The following is an 18859-nucleotide window of genomic DNA, read 5'->3' as shown; positions in this document are numbered from 1 at the left end:
TCTACGCCGCTCCGCCCTTCTGCTCCTTCTCGTCGTCCACGATCTCCGCGTCCACCACGCCCTCGTCGTCCTGGGGTGAGGTCTGCTCGGTGCCCGTGCCGGTGGTGCTGTCCGTCGGGGTCTGCTGGGTCTGGGCGTACATCGCCTGGCCCATCTTCTGGCTGACCGAGGCGAGCTTCTCGATTCCCGTGCGCAGGGCGCTGGTCTCGGCGTTCTGCTCCAGTTGCTGCTTGAGGTCGGTGACCGCCGACTCGACCTCCGACCTGGTGTCCGCCGGGACCTTGTCCTCGTTGTCGCGGATGAACTTCTCGGTCTGGTAGACGAGTTGCTCGGCCTGGTTGCGGGTCTCGGCCGCCTCGCGGCGGTTGCGGTCCTCCTCGGCGTACTGCTCGGCCTCTCGCATCATGCGGTCGATGTCGTCCTTCGGCAGCGCCGAGCCGCCCGTCACCGTCATCTTCTGCTCGCGGCCGGTGGCCAGGTCCTTTGCGGAGACGTGCATGATGCCGTTGGCGTCGATGTCGAACGCGACCTCGATCTGCGGGACACCACGCGGGGCCGGTGGCAGCCCGGTCAGGTCGAAGACGCCGAGCTTCTTGTTGTACGCCGCGATCTCGCGTTCGCCCTGGTAGACCTGGATGCCGACGGAGGGCTGGTTGTCGGTGGCCGTGGTGAAGATCTCCGAACGCCGGGTGGGGATCGTCGTGTTGCGCTCGATGAGCTTCGTCATGATGCCGCCCTTGGTCTCGATGCCGAGGGACAGCGGGGTGACGTCCAGGAGCAGGACATCCTTGACATCGCCGCGGATGACGCCCGCCTGCAGCGCCGCGCCGACGGCCACGACCTCGTCGGGGTTGACGCCCTTGTGCGGGTCCTTGCCGGTGAGTTCCTTGACGAGGTCGGTGACGGCGGGCATGCGGGTGGAGCCACCCACGAGGATGACGTGGTCGACCGCGGAGAGCTTGATGCCGGCGTCCTTGACCGCCTGGTGGAAGGGGGTCTTGCAGCGGTCGAGGAGGTCCGCGGTGAGCTCCTGGAACTGGGCGCGGGTCAGCTTCTCGTCGAGGTGGAGGGGGCCCTCGGCGGAGGCGGTGATGTAGGGCAGGTTGATCGTCGTCTCGGAGGAGCTGGACAGCTCGATCTTGGCCTTCTCGGCACCCTCGCGAAGCCGCTGCAGCGCCATCTTGTCGTTGCCGAGGTCGATGCCGTACGCCCCCTTGAACTTCTTCACGAGGTACTCGACGATCCGCTGGTCCCAGTCGTCGCCGCCCAGGTGCGTGTCACCGTTGGTGGCCTTGACCTCGATGACGCCGTCGCCGATCTCCAGCAACGAGACGTCGAAGGTGCCGCCGCCGAGGTCGAAGACGAGGACGGTCTGTTCCTCGCCCCGGTCGAGGCCGTAGGCGAGGGCGGCGGCCGTGGGCTCGTTGATGATCCTCAGGACCTTCAGGCCCGCGATCTCCCCGGCCTCCTTGGTGGCCTGCCGCTGGGCGTCGTCGAAGTACGCGGGCACGGTGATCACCGCGTCGGTGACGTCCTCGCCCAGATAGGACTCGGCGTCCCGCTTCAGCTTCTGCAGCACCCGGGCGGACAGCTCCTGCGCCCGGTAGCGGGTGCCGTCGATGTCCCCCTGTTCCGGGAAGCGCCAGGGTCCGTCACCCATGTGCCGCTTCATTGAGCGGGCGGTGCGCTCGACGTTCGTCACCGCCTGCCGTTTGGCCACCTCCCCCACGAGTACCTCGCCGTTCTTGGCGAAGGCCACGACCGACGGTGTGGTCCTGGCCCCCTCCGCGTTGGCGACGACCGTGGGCTCGCCGCCCTCCAGGACGGCCACCACCGAGTTCGTGGTCCCGAGATCGATCCCGACCGCGCGTGCCATCGCTGTCCCCTTCCGCCAGGGCGCCCCTTGAACTCCAGCACAAAACTCGCGGGGGTTCTTGTCAATGGGACGGGTGACCGGGGGGACGGGTACCAAACGAGAGCTGAGCGCCCGCTCAGGGTTCGGGGGCAGGCCCGAAGGGCCGCCCCCGAGGGGCGCGGGGAACTGCGCGCCCAGCCACGACGGTGCCGCACCCTGAAGACGACCTTCCGCGGCACTACCCTGCGCGGCTCCCCCAGCGGAGCGCTACGCCAGCTTCGCCGTCAGCGTGATCGTCGTACCCGTCAGCGCCTGACTGACCGGGCAGTTCTTCTTGGCGTCCTCCGCCGCGGCGGCGAAGCCCTCCGCGTCGAGGCCGGGAACGGTGCCCTCGACGGTGAGGTGGATACCGGTGATGCCCTCGCCCGGCTGGAAGCTCACGTCGGCCGAGGTGACCAGCTTGGTGGGCGGCGTGCCGGCACCCGCCAGGGCGTGCGACAGCGCCATGGAGAAGCAGCTGGAGTGCGCGGCGGCGATCAGCTCCTCGGGGCTGGTCTTGCCGCTCGCGTCCTGGGAGCGCGAGGCCCACGTGACCGGCTGGGCGGCGATGGCACCGGAGGAGTCGAAGTTGACGACACCGTTGCCCTCGAGCAGGTTGCCTTCCCAGACGGTGTGTGCGGAGCGCGTGGTAGCCACGATTCATCCTTTCGCATGGGGGCCCGTTTCCTGGGTCCGTGTCCCCCATCCGATCACACTCGGGCTCACTGCACCCGGAAGACCGGCCCACGCGGGGTGAACGGCAGGCGACGACCCTGAGGTATCAGGTACGCGTGCTCGCGCCGCACCCGCAGCACGTCGCACCAGCCGTCCGTGATGACCAGGACGGGCGCGCCCGGCGGGAAGTCGTCCGCGCGGTGCAGCAGGTCGATCCCGGGCTGCAGGACCGTGCCGCCGCGGCCGTGCACCCGCACCCGCCCGGCGATGTCCGTCACCGGCACATACCCGGCGTCGTGCGGTGCCGCGTCGCAGAACACCACCCGCGCCGCCGGTACGTCCCGGGCCGCGGCGTAGGAGGCGATGGCGCCCAACGCCTTGCCGAGCAGCACCCGGTCCATGGAGCCGGAGGTATCCAGGACGACGCCGAAGGTGCAGCGGGCGATCTCCTCGGGCGGGAAGTACTGTCCCGCGCGCGGGATGTCGGGCGTGGACGACTGGCGGCGCGAGGGGCGGGCGTACGTCCGGACCGGCTCCGGGCGCGGCACGAACTCGTCGAACCAGCGGGCGAGTCGGGCGTCCCAGGACAGCGGCGGATGGCTGAGCGCGCGGATCTCCTGGACCAGGCCGCCGGGCAGGAAGCCGCGCTCCTGCTGCTGGTGCAGGTCGAGGCCCTGGGAGAGGCCGCGGCGGTAGAACTCGTCGAGGTCGCAGGTGTCGCCGGGCGCGCCGAGCGGAGCGCCGAGGACATCGCCGACGCCCTTGCCGCGCAGAGTGGCCAGGCGGCGCATCCGGCGCAGGTCAACGACGATCCGGTCGTACACCTCCTCGGCGGACAGGCCGGTGAACTGCGCGTCGTACAGCAGGCCGTGGGGCATCTCGCCGACCTGCATCTCGCGCAGCCAGCCGTTGATGACGTAGTCGCAGGCGACGTTGAACAGGTACGGGTCGCGGGTGCCGCAGCGGTCGCCGTGGCGCAGGGCGGCGTGCAGCATCTCGTGGGCGAGGATGAACCGCCACTCCTCGTCCTCGAAGTGGCGCAGCGGGTTGATGTAGATCTGGCCGGCCTCGGCGTTGACGGCGGCGACGGAGATGCCGTGCGCGTGGGCGAGTTCGGCGTCGGCGACCAGTTCGATGCCGGCCGCGATGCCGCCGAGCAGCGGGTAGGACGTGATGAACCACTCCAGCGCCCACTGCCAGGGCCGCTTCTTGAGCGGCTCGCCGTCCAGGGAGTCGCGGCGGCCTCCCGCCATGTCCATCGCGGCGGAGACGGTGCGGGTCAGCGCGGTGGCGAACGCCAGCTGGTGGTCCGGGGGCTGGTTGTACCAGCCGCGCCATTCCACGAGCAGCTGGTCGGGCTCACCGCCCGCGGTACCGCAGTGCTCGTACGCGGCCGGGAGCCCGTCGCGTCGCCAGTGCGCGGCGAGTCGCTCCTCGTCGCCGTCCGGGTACGCCAGGGGCTTGTCGTCCGGGGCACGGCCTACGGGGAAGGACAGCAGGAAGCGGTTGACGACCACGCAGCGCGCGGCGACGTCGTACCGGTCGGGCTGCTCGCGCACCCCCTTCGCCGCCGGGACATGGCCGAAGCCGAGGTGGAGGACGGCGTGTGCGATCGACCAGGCCCATACGGCGGGTTCGGCGAGGCGGGCCGGGTGGGCGTGCAGGGTGCCGCTGGAGGAGACGCGGACGAGTCCGTCCCGGGGCGCCGTCTCGCACTTCTCGTCGCGGCAGACACTGAACTCGACGGCGGCGAGCGCGGGGTTGGCCCGCACCAGCCGCATCCCCTCGGCGAATGCCTCGGCCGCGACGTCCCGCTTCTTCTTGGCGGGAGTCCGGTTGCCGGGAGTTCGGCTCATCGCCGTGCCTCGACCAGCCGCGGCATGTCCCGCGCGGCCTCCACCAGGAACCAGGCGGGCAGGATCGGGTTGCCGTCGGCGTCGGAGGCGATGACGCTCTGGGCGACCTCGACGGAGATCTCCGCGAGCTGCACCAGCAGCGACTTCGCGCGGTACGCGGCCTGCCGGCCGCTCGCCGACATGTGCTCCTTGCCGGCGGGCAGCTCCTTGACGAGGCGGCCGCGGAAGGACTCGGCGAGGTAGTAGAGCAGGTCGCGGTCCTCCATGCGGTGCGGCCAGCGGGCGTCGCCCTTGATGATCGCCTCGATGCCGAACTGGCTGCGCACGATCTTGACGTAGCCGCAGAACGCGGTGGCGTGCACGGGCGTCAGCGTGCCGTGCGCCAGCACCTTCAGCGTCTCCTCGTCGAGGCCCTGGCCGAAGGAGTGCAGCGCGTCGGAGAGCATGTGCCAGGAACGGGGCGTGGAGAACGGCTCCTCGGTCTTCGGCGGCTTGGACCACAGATGGTCGGGCCGGTCGGTGAGGTGGTCGAGGATCCAGGGGTGGATGCCGTTGTTCGCGGCCCAGGTCAGCCAGTCCTTGGCGGACGCCTCCAGGTGGACGTGGGTGAGACGGTTGACGAGCGCGGAGGCGATGGGGCGGGCGAGCGCGTTGTCCGTGGCGCGGTTGCCGGCGCCGATGACGATCGAGCCCTTCGGGAGCTCGTAGTTGCCGATACGGCGGTCCAGGATCAGCGAGTAGAACGCCTTCTGCACATCCGGGGTGGCCGCGTTCAGCTCGTCCAGGAAGAGGCAGTACGGCTCGTCGCGGGCGATCGCCTCGGGCGGGCAGAACACCGACCGCCCCTCCCGGATCTGCGGCACGCCGATCAGGTCCTCCGGCGCGAGCTGCGTGCCGAGCAGACTCACGCACTCCAGCCCCAGCGACTCGGCGAAGTCCCGGACGAGGGAGGACTTTCCGATGCCGGGGGCACCCCAGATGAAGACCGGCCGCACGGTGGCGAGGCCGAGGAGAAGTTCGGGGATACGGGCGGGCGTGACAGATACGGCTGCCTGCAAGGCAGAGTCTCCTTGGGGGTGTTCGAGGGATTTGCGACTCGAACAGTGTGTGCCCGCGGCCAATCAGGCGCAGCCGATTTTCAGGCGGCCCGCTCCTCCGGCTCCGCGTCCAAGGGCACCTGGGGGCCGTTGGACTCACGCAGCCAGCGGCGCAGCACGCGGTGCACCTGCTCGGCGCCGACGAGGTCCTCCCCGTCGTCGACCGGCGCGGTGAAGGCGAGCGGCGACAGCAGGAACGGCTTGCCCTGCGCGCCGCCGAGCCCGCCGTGCGAGCCGATCTGCTCCTCGAAGGCGAGGACCTCGCCGCCGTCGGCCGGGTCGTACGCGGAGTTGACCATGATGTCGGCGGCGTTCGGGAAGGAGTGCGTGCGGCGGACGGCGTCGGCGGGACCCGGCCCGAATACCTCCAACGGCCCTGGTTTGTCGTCGAGTTGGCCCAGCGGAATCTCCGCGCCGTACGCGCCGAGCACGAGCCCGCCGTGCTCGGCGCTGCGGACGAGCACGAAGCCGACGCCGGGGTGGTTGGCGAGGGTGGTGAGCAGGGCCGGGTGGCGGGCGTCGATCTCCTCCTTGGTCATCCGGTGCGGCACGTCCGGGAAGGAGACCAGGCCGAGGTTGCCGGACGCGAGCACGAGCGGCTCCGAGCGGCGGCGGGAGGGGCGATACTCCTCGCCGCCCTCCTCGACGGGCCGGCGCAGCGCCGCGCGCACGGCCGCGCGGGCCTCGGCGCCGCTGTGGGTGCGCTGCGCCTTGCGCGGCACGGGCAGCCCGCAGCCGGCCCGCACCAGGTCGCCGAGGCCCAGGCCGTAGCGGGCGCGGAAGGTCTCGCCGGGGCTCTGGCCGTGGTCCGACAGCACGACGATCCGGTACGGCCGCGGGGCGTGCTCGGCGACCTTCTCGATCAACGCCAGCGCCCGGTCGAGGCGTTCGAGGACCTTCTCGGCGTCCCGGCCGCACGGCCCGGAGTGGTGGGCCACTTCGTCGTACGCCACGAGGTCGGCGTAGACGGAGGTGCGCCCGGCGAGCATGTCGCCCATCACCGCGGCCACGACGACGTCCCGTTCGACGACGGTCGCGAAGGCGCGGACGAGCGGATAGAGGCCGCCGCGGGAGACCCTCGGCCGGACCTTGCGGACGCGGGCCCGAGTGGACTGGCCGATCTCACGGCCGACCTCGGCGACGAAGGACAGGGCGGTGCGCACGGCGTTGGCCGGGTCGGAGAAGTAGGCGAAGTAGCCCGCCCGGGAGCGGTTCTCGCGGCTGCGCCGTCTGGTGGCGATGGACAGCACGAGGGCCTGCTCGTCAGCCCCGCCGCTGAAGAGGTTGCCGCGGCTGGCGCCGTCGGCGGTGAGCAGTCCGCGGTCGCCGGTCCGGTCGACGGCGCGGCGCTGGAGTTCGGCGGCGCTGGTGGGGCGGTTGCAGACCATCACCTCGCGGCCGGCCTTCTCGTACCAGCGGAAGGCGGGCACGTCGTGGTTGCTGCCGTGCAGGATGCCGAGCTGGCTGGCGCCGGTCTGGCTGGACCAGTCGGTGCGCCAGGGGGTGAGCCGGTGGGTGGGGCGGTGGGTGGGGCGGGCGCCGTCGACGCTGCTGGTGCTGGTGCCGAGCCAGCGGGCGACGGTCGGCATCAGGTCCTTGCCGACGGCGTCGAGGAGTACGTCGTGGCCCACGCCGTCGAGCTGCAGGAAGACGGTACCGGGGCTGGACGGGCCGGGTGGCAGCGCTCTGCGGCGGCGGTCGGCGAGGCGGTACAGCCTGCGCCGGTACGCGTCGTCGTCCCGGACGGCGAGGGCGGCGCCGGTGGCGGAGGCGACGGCGGACATCACGGCGGCGACGATGACGGCGGTCTCGGGGGCGGCCTCGCTGTCGCCGGAGGGGACCAGGCGCAGGGCGACGATGAGCAGCGAGCCGTTGAGGAAGAACACCAGCAGGCCGAGCACCAGGGCGGGCACCAGCAGCAGAAGCCGTACGAGGAGGGGCCAGAAGATCGCCGAGAGCAGACCGAACGCGCCGGCGCCGAGGGCCGCGGTGATGGCGATACTGGTGGCGCTGTCACCGTCCGCGGACTGGAGCTGGAAGTCGGGCAGGATCCCGGCGAGCACGAGCATGGTGACGGTGGAGACCGCCCACACGGTGACGCTCCGCCCGACCTGACTGGCGGCCCGCCGCCAACGCCCACCACGCACGCCCAGCCCACCTCACGTCCCGACCCACCACCCCGAAACGGGCCTTTACGCCCCCAGCCTGGCACACGCCACCGACACCGGCCGGTGCCACAGCTCGGGCGGCCCTGGACGGGCCTCGTCCTCGAACGCCGGACGGGCTGAGGGGGTGATCGTCAACGCCCGTCGTACCCGGCCGTCGGCATCGACACCCTCCGGTGCACCCGAGCCTTCATCTGTGCGTCGTACGACGGCTCCGCGCGCCCCACGATCTCCACCCGCGCGCCCCGCCGGGCGCACTCCGCGGTGAACTCCTCGACGGACGACAACGCGCTCTCCAGGACCCTCCGGCTGGGCGCCACGAACAGGTCGAGGCCGGGCCGGACGCCCTCCCACAGCACGCCGTGGTCCGCCCGCAACCGGCGTACCAGGAGCTCGCGCGCGACGACGTACCCGTGCTCCGCGGCCCAGCGCGCGCACATCGCGTGCTGGCTGCGGGAGTCCACCAGGAAGGGGTCGGCGTCCAGCTCTTCGAGAGGCGTCAGACTGGCGATCGCCGTCACTCGCACTACGGATGACCCCATGGCGTCCCCCTCACCTCCGGGTTTCGCCGCCGACCCTACTCCAGCCCGTACGCTTCGGGGAGTCGCGCGAAGGAGGCAAAGAAGGTGCCGGTGGAGATCACCTGGTGGGGTCACGCCACTTGCACGGTCGACGATTCGAACGTACGCGTCCTCACCGACCCCCTGTTCGCACGCCGGCTCGCCCATCTGCGCCCCCGCCGGGGCGCACTGCCGCCGCCCGGTGCCTGGCGCGCGGACGTCGCCGTGGTCTCCCACCTGCACGCGGACCACCTGCACGTTCCGTCACTGGCGAGGCTGGCGCAGGGTACCCGCCTGCTCGTGCCACGAGGTGCGCCCCGTGCCGTCCCGGCGCTGCGCCGACTGGCGCATCTGCGGGTGACCGAGATGGCGCCCGGGGACGTGACGGCGGTGGGCGAGCTGGCCGTACGGGCCGTGTCCGCGCGGCACGACGGGCGGCGACTGCCGGTCGGCCCGCACCGCTCCCCCGCCCTCGGTTACGTCATCGAGGGCGAGGGGCGCACGTACTTCGCCGGGGACACCGGCCTGTTCGAGACGATGGCGAAGGAGGTCGGCCCGGTCGACGTGGCGCTGCTGCCGGTGGGCGGCTGGGGACCGTATCTCGGGGAAGGCCATCTGAACGCGGGGCGGGCCGCCGAGGCGCTGGCCCGGCTCGCGCCGCGCAGTGCGGTGCCGGTGCACTACGGCACGTACTGGCCGATCGGCATGGACGCCGTGCGCCCCCATGAATTCCACGCGCCGGGCGACGAGTTCGCGCGGCTCGCGGCGGAGCACGCGCCCAGCGTGTCGGTGCACCGGCTCGCGCACGGGGAGAGCGTGCGCCTGGAGGTGGCCCGGTGACGGTGCTGGCGGCCACCGCGACGGTGGTGCCGGCCGAGTCGACGCAGCAGGCGATCGGCTATCCGTCGCTGTTCCTGCTGGTGCTGATCGGGGCGCTGGTGCCGATCGTGCCTACGGGTGCGCTGGTGAGTTCGGCGGCGGTGGTGGCGTTCCACCAGACGGCACCGTTCTCGCTGGCGCTGGTGTTCGTGACGGCGTCGACGGCCGCGTTCCTGGGCGACGCGACGCTGTACTGGCTGGGGCGGCGCGGCATGGGCTCCAAGAACGGCTCGCGCTGGCTGGAGGCGATCCGCTCGCGCGCGCCGGAGGAGCGGCTCACGCAGGCGCAGGAGAAGCTCGCCGGGCACGGGGTGGCCGTGCTGGTGCTGTCCCGGCTGGTGCCGGCGGGGCGTCTGCCGGTGATGCTGGCCTGTCTGCTGGCGAAGTGGCCGATGCGGAGGTTCGTCCGCGGGAACCTGCCGGCCTGCCTGGCCTGGGCTGTGACGTACCAGTTGATCGGGATTCTTGGGGGGTCGCTGTTCAGCGAGCCGTGGGAGGGTGTGGTCGCGGCTGTTGCGCTGACGCTGGTCATCAGTGTGGCGCCCAGTGTCTGGAAGCGGGTTCGATCCGCCAGGTGATGTTTCGTTGCGGGGTGCGGGTGCTTCGTGGCTGGTCGCGCAGTTCCCCGCGTCCCTAGGTAGGTCTCCGCGCCCCTGGCTAGCGGAGCACCCTTGACCCTCCCACCGGCAGATCCCACAGATTCCCCCTGTCCAGCCCCGCCTTCTCCCATGCCGCACGCACGCGTGTGAGTGGCTCAAGAACCGGCTCCGCCGACAGGACGAACGTGCCCCAGTGCATCGGCGCCATCCGTCGCGCGCCGAGGTCCTGGGCGGCGCGGACCGCCTCCTCCGGGTCGCAGTGGACGTCGCTGAGCCACCAGCGGGGGTCGTAGGCGCCGATGGGGAGCAGGGCGAGGTCGATGCCGGGGTAGCGCTCGCCGATGCGGGAGAACCAGTGGCCGTAGCCCGTGTCGCCCGCGAAGTACACGCGCTGTCCGTCGGAGGCGGTGAGCACCCAACCTCCCCACAGGCTGCGGCAGGTGTCGGTCAGGGTGCGCTTGGACCAGTGGTGGGCGGGCACGAAGTCGAAGCGGACGCCGGACAGTTCGGCCGCCTCCCACCAGTCCAGCTCGGTGACCTGGGTGAACCGGCGGCGACGGAACCAGCCCGCGAGGCCGGCCGGCACGAACACGGGGGTGTCGCGCGGGAGTCGGCGCAGCGTGGGGGCGTCCAGGTGGTCGTAGTGGTTGTGGCTGATGACGACCGCGTCGACGCGCGGCAGGGCGCTCCAGGCGATGCCGACCGGGGTGATGCGGGTCGGGGTGCCGAGGATGCGGCGCGACCATACGGGGTCGGTGAGAACGGTCAGTCCGCCGATCCGCACGACCCAACTGGCGTGTCCCGCCCAGGAGACGGCGACCGTGCGCGCGTCCACGCGGGGCAGCGGGGCCGGTTCGAAGGGCAGTCGCGGGATGTCGGCGAGGCCCTCGCGGCCGGGGCGTACGGCGCCTTCGCGGGCGAAGCGGGCGAGGGTCTTGATGCCGGGCAGCGGGGCGGTGAGACGGGCGTGGAAGGTCCGCGGCCACACCCGGCGTTCGCCCAACGGGCGGGGTGCGGCGAGCGGCGGGAACGGGGGCGCGAAGGGTGACTGGCCTGCCGGAGCGTCGGTGGCCCGGGGCGTCGTGCGCGGCGTGGTCGACATGGCCGACTCGGACTGCTGCGTCATCGAGGAGGCTCCCATCGCTGAGCGTCGTCGCGGAGATCGTCGAAGACCGACTTCACGTGGATCAACGCGCGGTGCACATGTGGCAGTTCCAACGGCGAGGGTGACGTGACGCATTGCGCGCGTTCCTCGTCGCTGCCGGCCAGCAGCGGTCCGGTGGACAGTCGTACGCGCAGCGCGCCGAGGTCGTCGCCGAAGCGGTGCCCGCCCGGCGCGGGCATGCCGAGCCGGGCGGCGAGGAAGTCCTCCAGGTCCTGCGCGTCCCCCACGTCGTGCGCGGACAGCCCGGCGCGCAGCGGGCCGAGGTCGAGGTACAGGTGCCGCCCGGCCTGCGGGGGCCGCGCGAGGGCACCGGCCCCTACGGCGGCCGCGTGCAGGGCGCCGGCCACGCGCGCGTGCAGGCGTACGGCGGCGGTGACCCGCGCGGTGACGGGCTCGGGCTCGGCCAGCGCATACCCGGCCGCGAGGGCGACCGGGCCGGCGACGCGGGCGCCGAGCGCGGTGAGCACGTCGAGCACGCGCGCGTGGAGGCTGTCGCCGACCTCGCCCGCCGGGAACCGGGCAACCGCGGCCGGCCAGCCCGCCGGGAGGTGGGCGCCGGACAGGTCGGTGACGACGGTGACCTGTTCGGGCAGCATCTCGGCGGGGCTGATCAGCACGGTGTCGTGCGGGGCGTGCACGGTGTCGCGCCAGGTCTCGTCGCTGACCAGGTGCAGCCCCTCGTCGGTGGCGGCCTCCAGGGTCTCGTGCAGCACTTCGGGCGGGGCCACGGTGGCGGTGGGGTCGTCGGCGACGGACAGCACGAGCAGCCGCGGGTCACCGCCCTCCGCACGGACTCGGCGGACGGTCTCCAAAAGGGCGTACGGATCCGGGACACCGCCGCACTCGGCCGGTGTCGCCACATGGAAGACGGGTCTGCCCAACAGGCGTGCGTACGGCGCCCACCAGGCGGCGCAGGGCCTCGGCACCAGGACGTCGCCGCCGAGCGCGGCGGTCAGCGCGAGCAGCAGCGCGGGCGCCCCGGGAGCGGCCACCGCCCGGTCGGGCTCGGCCGGCAGGCCACGCCGGTCCCAGTAACCGCACGCGGCCTCCAGGAGCGCGGCACCGCCGCCGACCGGTTCGCTCTCGGCCCGCCCCGCGGCCGCGGCGAGCACGGCGGCCAGCTCGGGCAGCACGGGCAGCCCGTCGTCCGGGAGCGGCGGCCCGAAGCGGACGGGGCCGTGGTCTTCGGGGTCCGTCCGGCGCATCCGTGCCTCCGCGCAGTGCCTGGTGCCGTAGTGGTTCGTCGGGGTCCGGTGCTCCGTGAGGGTCGGTGTTGCGTGGTGCGGGCTGTGAGGTTCGGACGAGCAAGGGGTTCGCACGGTGCGCTGTGTACCCACCCGCTCTGCGTACCCATCGTGGCGCTACCCCATGGGCGCCGGCTGAGGTCGCGCCGGTCACAGCGTGGGTCGTCCGGACGCGGTGGCCGTGCCGTGCGGCTCACTCCTGCGCGGTGGGCGTCTTGCGGCGCAGCCGGTACACCGCGCCGCCGGCCGCGCCCGCGATCAGGAAGCCTCCGGCGACCAGGGCGGGGACGGAGTCGGTGAAGGCACCGCCCGCGCCGGCCTCCACGCCACGATGGTTCCCCTCGCTGCTGCAGTCTTCCCCGTGCTGCCCGCCGGTGTCCGAGTGGCGCCCGGTTTCGTACGAGTTCGGTTCGGACGTGCCCAGAGAGGAGTCGGCCTTGTCCTCGTAGAGCTCGGTACTGTCTCCATAGGGCACAGCCTTGTCCGAGTGCTGCTCGCCGCAGGGATCGGTGCCGCCCTCGGTGCCGCCCTCGGTGCCGCCCCGGCCGCCGTCGGTGCCACCCGCACCCCCGTCGACGCCACCACTGCCGCCCTCGACGTCGCTCCCGCCGCTCTCGGCGTCACCCTTGCCGCCTTCGGTGTCACCCTCGCCGCCCTCGATGCCGCCCCCGCCCCCTTCGGCGCCGTCCTTCCCGCCGCCACTGTCACGCGCCACCGTGAACGTCGCGCTCCACGGCTTGCCCTCCGCTCCGGATGCCGCCGGGCAGGTGCCGTCGACGGTCCACGCGGCGTCCGATCCGACCGCGTCCGTGTCGCCCTCGGAGTTCTCGGCCGGGGGGACACGGGCGGTACCGGTGTAGGCGGCCCCGGCCTCCTTCTCGCCCTGGCCGGCGACCTGTTTCAGCTGGACGGTGCCCTCCTCGAACGCCTGCGAGGTGGCCTCGATCGTGGCCGGCGCGGACCCGCCGACGGGGTCGCACGTGACCGAGACGGTGACACTGCCGCCCGGGGAGACGGTGCCGGGGCTGACCTCCGCGGCCGGGTCCGCGGAGGCGGCCGCGGCGGCACTGCCGACGACGGCACCGGCCAGAGCGGCGACGGACAGGACACGGGCGGTGCGGCGCATGGGGTGAGCTCCTTCGGCCGACGGCTGCGGGGGTACGGCGTTCGTGCCCCCGCAGCCATGACAGCCCGCCCCACGTCGGGGCGCGCGCGGCCGGGCACCATTCGCGGGACGGGGGACGGCCGAGCGGGTGACGCAACGGAGCTCGACCCCGGCGAGTTGGATTTCCGAACCGAGCCCGCCCCCGCGAGTCCGGTATCCCAACTCACTCCACGCTCACCCCCATCAGTTCATCAGCGCCGCCAGGTCCCGCTCCAGCCCGCGCCCCCGCCTCCTGACGACGCCGGCCGCGACGTCCGACAGCTTGCGGTTGGTGCCCTGCGAGATGCGGCGCAGTACGCCGAAGGCGGCGTCGGCGTCGCAGCCGAGGACGTGCATGACGATGCCGCACGCCTGGTCGACGACGGGCCGGGAGCGCAGGGCGGTGCCCAGGTGGTCGAGCTCGGTGAGCGCGGCACGGTAGGAGCGGTCGCGGACCAGGCAGCTCGCGGCGAGTTCACCGAGGGCGTGCACGGGCCCGTGCGGAGCGTCCTCGAGGGTGCCGGGCCGGAAGCTGTAGAGACTGAGCGTGACGGTCAGGCCTGAGCGACGGAACGGGAGCGTGACGCTGGAGCGCACGCCCGAGTCGAGCGCCATGGCGCGGTACTCCGGCCAGCGCTCGTCGCGCAGCAGGTCGGCCGAGTCGACGGGCCTGCCGCGTTCGAGTGCGGCCGGAATGGGCCCGTCCCCGGACCGCAGTTGCACGGCGACGAGTCCGGCGAGGTCGGGATGGGTGACGGCGGCGGGCCGCTCGGCTCCCGCCTCGGCGACCATGCTGCTCGCTCCGCAGCAGTCGGCTGTACAGCGCACTGCCTGTTCGACCAGTTCGGACAACCTGCGTCCCGGCAGGGCGGCTTCGGCGGACTGGTCACGCCAGTGACCCACCTGTTCGTGAGCGGGCATCCTCAACTCCTCCTCTTCCGTGCGCGTTCCCGGTCCCACGCGGGGAAAACGGGGGACAGCGGGGATCAGGGAGAACCAGTTGTCACCCGCCGCCCCGGAACCCCGTCCCGCCAGCTAGGTTCATCCCATGGCGCAGACGGACGAATTCGGTGAAGAGCTCGCGGATTTCGTGCGCCGCGTCGCGGAACTCAAAGCGGCGCGGTCCCTCTCGGAAGGGGACCTGCCGACGGTCCTGGACGCGGCCATATTCGAACTCGACCATGTCGCCGACCAGTTGTGGCCCTGGTACGAGCGACTGTCCTCGGGTTCCGCAGGCTCCTCGGACGGACTGCCCCGCACGGCGCCCGCCGACCGTCAGGAGCACCATCTGCTGCGGGCGGTGTTCCAACGGTTTCCGCTGCCGGTGGCACTCGTGGACCGGGAGGCGGTGGTGCGCAGGCTGAACTTCGCGGCGACGTCCTTCACCGGCATCCGGGCGGGCTATGCGACGGGACGGCCCCTGACCGGATTCCTCTCCCACGCCGACCGGGCGGCATTCCGTTCCCAGGCCGCGGCGGTGGCCCGCGGCGAGGGCGACCGCAGCCTGACCGTGCGCCTGCAGCAGCGCCCGTCCACACCGGTCCACGCGACCCTGGCCGCCGTACGCCCGAGCGGGGAGCCGCACCCCACCGTGTTGGTGGTGCTGCAGCCCGGCGACCTGCGCGCACCCGGGGCCCCGGGCCCGAGCGAGAGCGCGACGGCCCAGGTTCCCGACCTCGGCGAGACCACCCGGCACGTGGCCCTGACGGACCTCCAGGACGAGATGACCACGACCCTGCTGACCACACCACGCGGCGACCGCGAGGCGGTCCTTCAGCGGGCGGCCAGCTCCTCCACGGCCGCTTCGCCGACTGGGTGATCGCCGACACGGGCACGACCGAACTCTCCCGTACGGCGGTGCTGGCCCCCTCGGAGAAGGAGGCGAAGACTCTCACGGCCCAGGCCCCCAGGACGTGCCCCCTGGTCGTGCAGACGGCACGCACCGCCTCCCCGTCCCTCCAGATCCGCCCACCGGACCCGGCCGCCTTCGGCCACAACGCCGAGGGCGCCCCGGTCCTCGTGCAGGCGAACGTCACGTCACTGCTGTGCGTACCTCTGACGGTCGACGGCCACGTACAAGGCGTCCTGACGCTGTTCAGATGCGGAGCCCGCCTGGCGTTCTCCATGGCAGAGGCCAAGGCGATGGACACGATGTCCCGCCACATGGCGCTGGCGGCCACAAGAGCGCCCTGAACAGGAACGCGCTGAACGGGGCGTGGGGCCGACCGCGATCCGCAGCCGGCCCCACGCCCCGATGGTGCTCTACGCCAGGCCTACGCCACGTCGTTGAGCACCTGTTCGCGCACGCGGCTGCAGCACCGGCTGATGAGCCGGGACACGTGCATCTGCGAGATGCCCAGCTGCTCGGCGATCCGGCTCTGGGTCATGTCCCCGAAGAAGCGCATGTACAAAATGGCCCGCTCGCGCTCGGGCAGCGCCGCCAGTCGAGGCTTGACGGCCTCACGGTCCACGATCGTGTCCAGCGCCGGATCCGCGGACCCCAGCGCGTCGCTCAGCGAGTACCCGTCCTCGCTGCCGGGCAACTCCGCGTCCAGGGACAGCGCGGTGAAACTCTCCAGCGCCTCCAGGCCGACCCGGACATCGGCCTCGGTCATGTCCGCGTGCTCGGCGATCTCACCGACGGTGGGCCGGCGGCCCGAGAAGGTCTGCAGATCCTGAACGGCGAACCTCACACGATTACGCAGGTCCTGCACCCGGCGCGGCACATGCAGCGTCCACATGTGGTCGCGGAAGTGCCGCTTGATCTCGCCGGTGATGGTCGGCACGGCGTAGCTCTCGAAGGCGTTGCCGCGCTCGGGGTCGTACCGGTCGACGGCCTTGACCAGCCCGAGGGCGGCGACCTGACGCAGGTCGTCGAAGCTCTCGCCGCGGCTGCGGAACCGCCCGGCGAGCCGGTCGGCCATGGGCAGCCACGCTTCGACGATCTTGTCGCGGAGGGTGTCGCGCTGCTGGCCCTCGGGCAGCGCGGCGAGGGTGCGGAAGTCCTCCGCGGTGTCGGGGGCGTCGTCGTGCGGGTGGTGCTTCGCGCTCACTGAAGTGGGCATCGTGCGTCGCAACTCCCTTGGTTGTGCTCTGGCTTGGACGGTCACCATGGGAGTGCGGGCGCGCACCGGAGCGGGGCACACCCGTGGCGGGGATCCCCGCTCCCACGGACGTGCCTCCTGTCCGAAGCACTGTTTCTTCGCCTGCCCCCGCCCTCGGCCCGCAAACACCCGCACAGGTTTTCCACCGGCCCGCAGGGTCACTCGGAGCGGTGCCGCGCACTCCATCGGAGCCCAGGAGGTCCCGCATGAGCACCAAGGTCGCCGACCACGTCCTGCAGCGCCTGCGCGAGTGGGGTGTGGAGCACGTCTTCGGCTATCCCGGCGACGGCATCAACGGCCTGCTCGCCGCCTGGGGCCGGGCCGAGAACCAGCCCCGTTTCATCCAGTCCCGGCACGAGGAGATGTCCGCGTTCCAGGCGGTCGGTTACGCGAAGTTCAGCGGCCGTGTCGGAGTGTGCGCGGCGACGTCCGGCCCCGGCGCGATCCACCTCCTGAACGGCCTGTACGACGCCAAGCTCGACCACGTCCCCGTCCTGGCGATCGTCGGCCAGACGCACCGCACCGCGATGGGCGGCTCGTATCAGCAGGAGGTGGACCTGCACACGCTGTTCAAGGACGTCGCCTCGGACTTCGTGGAGACGGTGACGGTCCCCGAGCAGCTGCCGAACGTCCTGGACCGGGCGATCCGCACCGCGTACGCGCGCCGCGCCCCCACGGCGGTCATCATCCCCGGCGACGTCCAGGAGCTCGACTACTCGCCGCCGACGCACGAGTTCAAGATGGTGCCCTCCAGCCTGGACCGCAGTAGTTGGACGGCGATCCCCTCGGACGATTCGATCCGCAGGGCGGCCGAAATCCTCAACACCGGTGACAAGGTGGCGATCCTGATCGGCCAGGGCGCGTCCGGCGCGCGGGCCGAGGTGGAGCAGATCGCCGAACTGCTGGGCGCCGGCGTGGCCAAGGCGCTGCTCGGCAAGGACGCCCTGAGCGACGAACTGCCGTACGTCACCGGCTCGATAGGCCTGCTGGGCACCCGCCCCTCGTACGAGCTGATGCGGGACTGCGACACCCTGCTGACCATCGGGTCCTCCTTCCCGTACACGCAGTTCCTGCCCGACTTCGGCACGGCGCGGGGCGTGCAGATCGACATCGATCCGCACATGGTCGGGATGCGGTATCCGTACGAGGTGAACCTCGTCGGCGACGCGAAGGCGACGCTGGAGCGCCTGATCCCGCTGATCGAGGACGGCCGTGGCCGCGAGTGGTACGACACGGTGTGCGACAACGTGACGACCTGGCGCGACGTCATGGAGCGGCGGGCGAACCTGTCGGCCGACCCGATCAACCCGGAGTACGTCGCCCGCGCCCTGGACCCGCTGCTCCCCGGCAACGCCATCATCAGCTCCGACTCGGGCTCGGCGGCCAACTGGTACGCCCGCCACCTGACGCTGCGGCCCGGCATGCGCTCGTCGCTGTCCGGCACGCTGGCGACGATGGGCTGCGGGGTGCCGTACGCGATCGGCGCCAAGTTCGCCCACCCGGACCGCCCGGCGATCGCGCTGGTCGGCGACGGGGCGATGCAGATGAACGGCCTGGCGGAGCTGATCACGGCGGCGAAGTACAAGGACCTGTGGGAGGACCCGCGCCTGGTCGTCGGCATCTGGAACAACCACGACCTCAACCAGGTCACCTGGGAGATGCGCGCCATGGAGGGCGCCCCGTCCTTCCTGCCCTCGCAGGAGCTCCCCGACGTCCAGTACGCCGCCTTCGCCCGCTCCCTCGGTCTGACCGGCATCCGCGTGGAGAAGCCCGAGGACGTCGAGGCGGGCTGGCGCGCGGGCCTGGAGGCGGACGGCCCCGCGGTGATCGAGTTCCTCACCGACCCCGCCGTACCGCCGATCCCGCCGCATGCCACGTGGGAGCAGATGGAGGCGACGGCGGCGTCGATCCTGAAGGGGGACGAGGACCGGGGGTCGATGGTCAGGCAGGGGTTCAAGGCGAAGGTGCAGGAGTTCTTGCCGGGGCGGGACAGGAAACACCACTGATCACGTCGAACGGCCGGGAGCCGTCCCGCGGTTGAGCGGTGGCGGCTCCCGGCCCCCCGTGGTCAGTGCACGTGCGGACCGCCGGTCGACTGTGGTTTGCCTCGCGGCACCAGCCCCAGCGCCACGACGGCGCCGGCGGCCGCGGCCACGGACCACACGGTGAACGCGTCCCCGAAGCCGCCCGGCGAGCCTCGCTCGAAGCCGGAGGCCGCGACGGTCGAGACCACGGCGACGCCGATCGAGCCGCCCACCTCGTGGAAGGTGTTGACGACGCCGGAGGCGAGCCCCGCCTCCCGGTGCTCCACCATGGCCAGGGCGGTCGTCGTGGCGGTGACGAAGACCGCGCCGATGCCGAGCGAGGCGATCACCAAGCCCGGCAGGAACGCGCCGTACACGCTGCCGACCTGCGACAACCGGGGCAGCGCGATGGTCCCGAGGGGCGGGGCACCGCGCGGTGCCCCGCCCCTGGGC

17 protein-coding genes are annotated in these 18859 nt (G+C 72.3%); 5 read left to right on the top strand and 12 right to left on the bottom strand.

All coding sequences use genetic code 11. From position 1 onward, the window contains the following. Position 1 precedes the first annotated feature (1 nt). From dnaK to AB5J49_RS39955, 6 genes are all read right to left on the bottom strand, one after another. Positions 2-1876, bottom strand: coding sequence for a molecular chaperone DnaK (dnaK, locus tag AB5J49_RS39980; RefSeq protein WP_369173781.1), 1875 nt, complete (start codon positions 1874-1876; stop codon positions 2-4). A gap of 246 nt (positions 1877-2122) precedes the next feature. Further along, positions 2123-2551 carry an OsmC family protein gene (locus AB5J49_RS39975; protein WP_369173780.1) on the bottom strand — a complete coding sequence of 143 codons (429 nt, stop codon included), beginning with the start codon at positions 2549-2551 and terminating at the stop codon, positions 2123-2125. 65 nt (positions 2552-2616) lie between these two features. Beyond that, positions 2617-4425 carry a hypothetical protein gene (locus AB5J49_RS39970; RefSeq protein WP_369173779.1) on the bottom strand — a complete coding sequence of 603 codons (1809 nt, stop codon included), beginning with the start codon at positions 4423-4425 and terminating at the stop codon, positions 2617-2619. Next, positions 4422-5483: an ATP-binding protein gene (locus tag AB5J49_RS39965; protein WP_369173778.1), complete on the bottom strand. Its 1062-nt coding sequence runs from the start codon at positions 5481-5483 to the stop codon at positions 4422-4424. Before AB5J49_RS39965 ends, AB5J49_RS39970 begins: the two co-directional genes overlap by 4 nt. 80 nt (positions 5484-5563) lie before the next feature. After that, positions 5564-7615 (bottom strand): phage holin family protein, encoded by a 2052-nt coding sequence (locus AB5J49_RS39960; protein ID WP_369175411.1) that lies wholly within the window; start codon positions 7613-7615, stop codon positions 5564-5566. 206 nt (positions 7616-7821) lie between these two features. Next, positions 7822-8229 (bottom strand): hypothetical protein, encoded by a 408-nt coding sequence (locus tag AB5J49_RS39955; RefSeq protein ID WP_369173777.1) that lies wholly within the window; start codon positions 8227-8229, stop codon positions 7822-7824. An 84-nt stretch (positions 8230-8313) separates the two neighbouring features. On the opposite strand from AB5J49_RS39955, the gene AB5J49_RS39950 reads away from it, so the two are divergent. Both AB5J49_RS39950 and AB5J49_RS39945 read left to right on the top strand, forming a co-directional pair. Beyond that, on the top strand, positions 8314-9087 hold the full coding sequence (locus tag AB5J49_RS39950) for an MBL fold metallo-hydrolase (protein ID WP_369173776.1): 774 nt from the start codon (positions 8314-8316) through the stop codon (positions 9085-9087). After that, positions 9084-9704 (top strand): DedA family protein, encoded by a 621-nt coding sequence (locus AB5J49_RS39945; protein WP_369173775.1) that lies wholly within the window; start codon positions 9084-9086, stop codon positions 9702-9704. The genes AB5J49_RS39950 and AB5J49_RS39945 overlap by 4 nt, the downstream gene beginning before the upstream one ends. 79 nt (positions 9705-9783) lie before the next feature. Here the strand turns inward: AB5J49_RS39945 and AB5J49_RS39940 are convergent, their stop codons facing one another. From AB5J49_RS39940 to AB5J49_RS39925, 4 genes are all read right to left on the bottom strand, one after another. Beyond that, complete coding sequence (locus AB5J49_RS39940; RefSeq protein WP_369173774.1) at positions 9784-10851, bottom strand: MBL fold metallo-hydrolase; 1068 nt, start codon at positions 10849-10851, stop codon at positions 9784-9786. Then, positions 10848-12095, bottom strand: a complete 1248-nt coding sequence (locus tag AB5J49_RS39935) for an aminotransferase class I/II-fold pyridoxal phosphate-dependent enzyme (RefSeq protein WP_369173773.1) — start codon at positions 12093-12095, stop codon at positions 10848-10850. The genes AB5J49_RS39940 and AB5J49_RS39935 overlap by 4 nt, the downstream gene beginning before the upstream one ends. A 232-nt stretch (positions 12096-12327) precedes the next feature. After that, on the bottom strand, positions 12328-13260 hold the full coding sequence (locus AB5J49_RS39930; RefSeq protein WP_369173772.1) for a hypothetical protein: 933 nt from the start codon (positions 13258-13260) through the stop codon (positions 12328-12330). A 222-nt stretch (positions 13261-13482) separates the two neighbouring features. After that, the gene (locus AB5J49_RS39925) at positions 13483-14199 is read right to left on the bottom strand and encodes an ANTAR domain-containing response regulator (protein WP_369173771.1); all 717 of its coding nucleotides are present in this window, start codon (positions 14197-14199) and stop codon (positions 13483-13485) included. Between the two features lie 127 nt (positions 14200-14326). Here AB5J49_RS39925 and AB5J49_RS39920 point away from each other — a divergent pair, with 127 nt between their 5' ends. Further along, positions 14327-15097 carry a PAS domain-containing protein gene (locus tag AB5J49_RS39920; protein WP_369173770.1) on the top strand — a complete coding sequence of 257 codons (771 nt, stop codon included), beginning with the start codon at positions 14327-14329 and terminating at the stop codon, positions 15095-15097. Further along, complete coding sequence (locus tag AB5J49_RS39915) at positions 15094-15471, top strand: GAF domain-containing protein (protein ID WP_369173769.1); 378 nt, start codon at positions 15094-15096, stop codon at positions 15469-15471. Before AB5J49_RS39920 ends, AB5J49_RS39915 begins: the two co-directional genes overlap by 4 nt. Positions 15472-15551: 80 nt before the next feature. Here the strand turns inward: AB5J49_RS39915 and AB5J49_RS39910 are convergent, their stop codons facing one another. Then, positions 15552-16343, bottom strand: coding sequence for an RNA polymerase sigma factor SigF (locus AB5J49_RS39910; RefSeq protein ID WP_369173768.1), 792 nt, complete (start codon positions 16341-16343; stop codon positions 15552-15554). 245 nt (positions 16344-16588) lie between these two features. On the opposite strand from AB5J49_RS39910, the gene AB5J49_RS39905 reads away from it, so the two are divergent. After that, positions 16589-18388: a thiamine pyrophosphate-requiring protein gene (locus tag AB5J49_RS39905; protein ID WP_369173767.1), complete on the top strand. Its 1800-nt coding sequence runs from the start codon at positions 16589-16591 to the stop codon at positions 18386-18388. 62 nt (positions 18389-18450) lie between these two features. On the opposite strand, the gene AB5J49_RS39900 is transcribed toward AB5J49_RS39905, so the two are convergent. After that, positions 18451-18801: a hypothetical protein gene (locus AB5J49_RS39900; RefSeq protein WP_369173766.1), complete on the bottom strand. Its 351-nt coding sequence runs from the start codon at positions 18799-18801 to the stop codon at positions 18451-18453. Positions 18802-18859: the final 58 nt, after the last annotated feature.

This window comes from Streptomyces sp. R28 (assembly GCF_041052385.1).
Taxonomy (GTDB): Bacteria; Actinomycetota; Actinomycetes; order Streptomycetales; family Streptomycetaceae; genus Streptomyces.
The sequence above is the reverse complement of the archived record's forward strand: the minus strand, read 5'-3'. Positions and strand labels throughout refer to the sequence as shown.

What these genes read in the sequence shown, in the direction of transcription:
- AB5J49_RS39935 (WP_369173773.1), bottom strand. Translation starts at nt 12,095, where the DNA reads ATGCGCCGGACGGACCCCGAAGACCACGGCCCCGTCCGCTTCGGGCCG.
- AB5J49_RS39955 (WP_369173777.1), bottom strand. Translation starts at nt 8,229, where the DNA reads ATGGGGTCATCCGTAGTGCGAGTGACGGCGATCGCCAGTCTGACGCCT.
- dnaK (WP_369173781.1), bottom strand. Translation starts at nt 1,876, where the DNA reads ATGGCACGCGCGGTCGGGATCGATCTCGGGACCACGAACTCGGTGGTG.
- AB5J49_RS39970 (WP_369173779.1), bottom strand. Translation starts at nt 4,425, where the DNA reads ATGAGCCGAACTCCCGGCAACCGGACTCCCGCCAAGAAGAAGCGGGAC.
- AB5J49_RS39910 (WP_369173768.1), bottom strand. Translation starts at nt 16,343, where the DNA reads ATGCCCACTTCAGTGAGCGCGAAGCACCACCCGCACGACGACGCCCCC.
- AB5J49_RS39940 (WP_369173774.1), bottom strand. Translation starts at nt 10,851, where the DNA reads ATGACGCAGCAGTCCGAGTCGGCCATGTCGACCACGCCGCGCACGACG.
- AB5J49_RS39920 (WP_369173770.1), top strand. Translation starts at nt 14,327, where the DNA reads ATGGCGCAGACGGACGAATTCGGTGAAGAGCTCGCGGATTTCGTGCGC.
- AB5J49_RS39925 (WP_369173771.1), bottom strand. Translation starts at nt 14,199, where the DNA reads ATGCCCGCTCACGAACAGGTGGGTCACTGGCGTGACCAGTCCGCCGAA.
- AB5J49_RS39905 (WP_369173767.1), top strand. Translation starts at nt 16,589, where the DNA reads ATGAGCACCAAGGTCGCCGACCACGTCCTGCAGCGCCTGCGCGAGTGG.
- AB5J49_RS39930 (WP_369173772.1), bottom strand. Translation starts at nt 13,260, where the DNA reads ATGCGCCGCACCGCCCGTGTCCTGTCCGTCGCCGCTCTGGCCGGTGCC.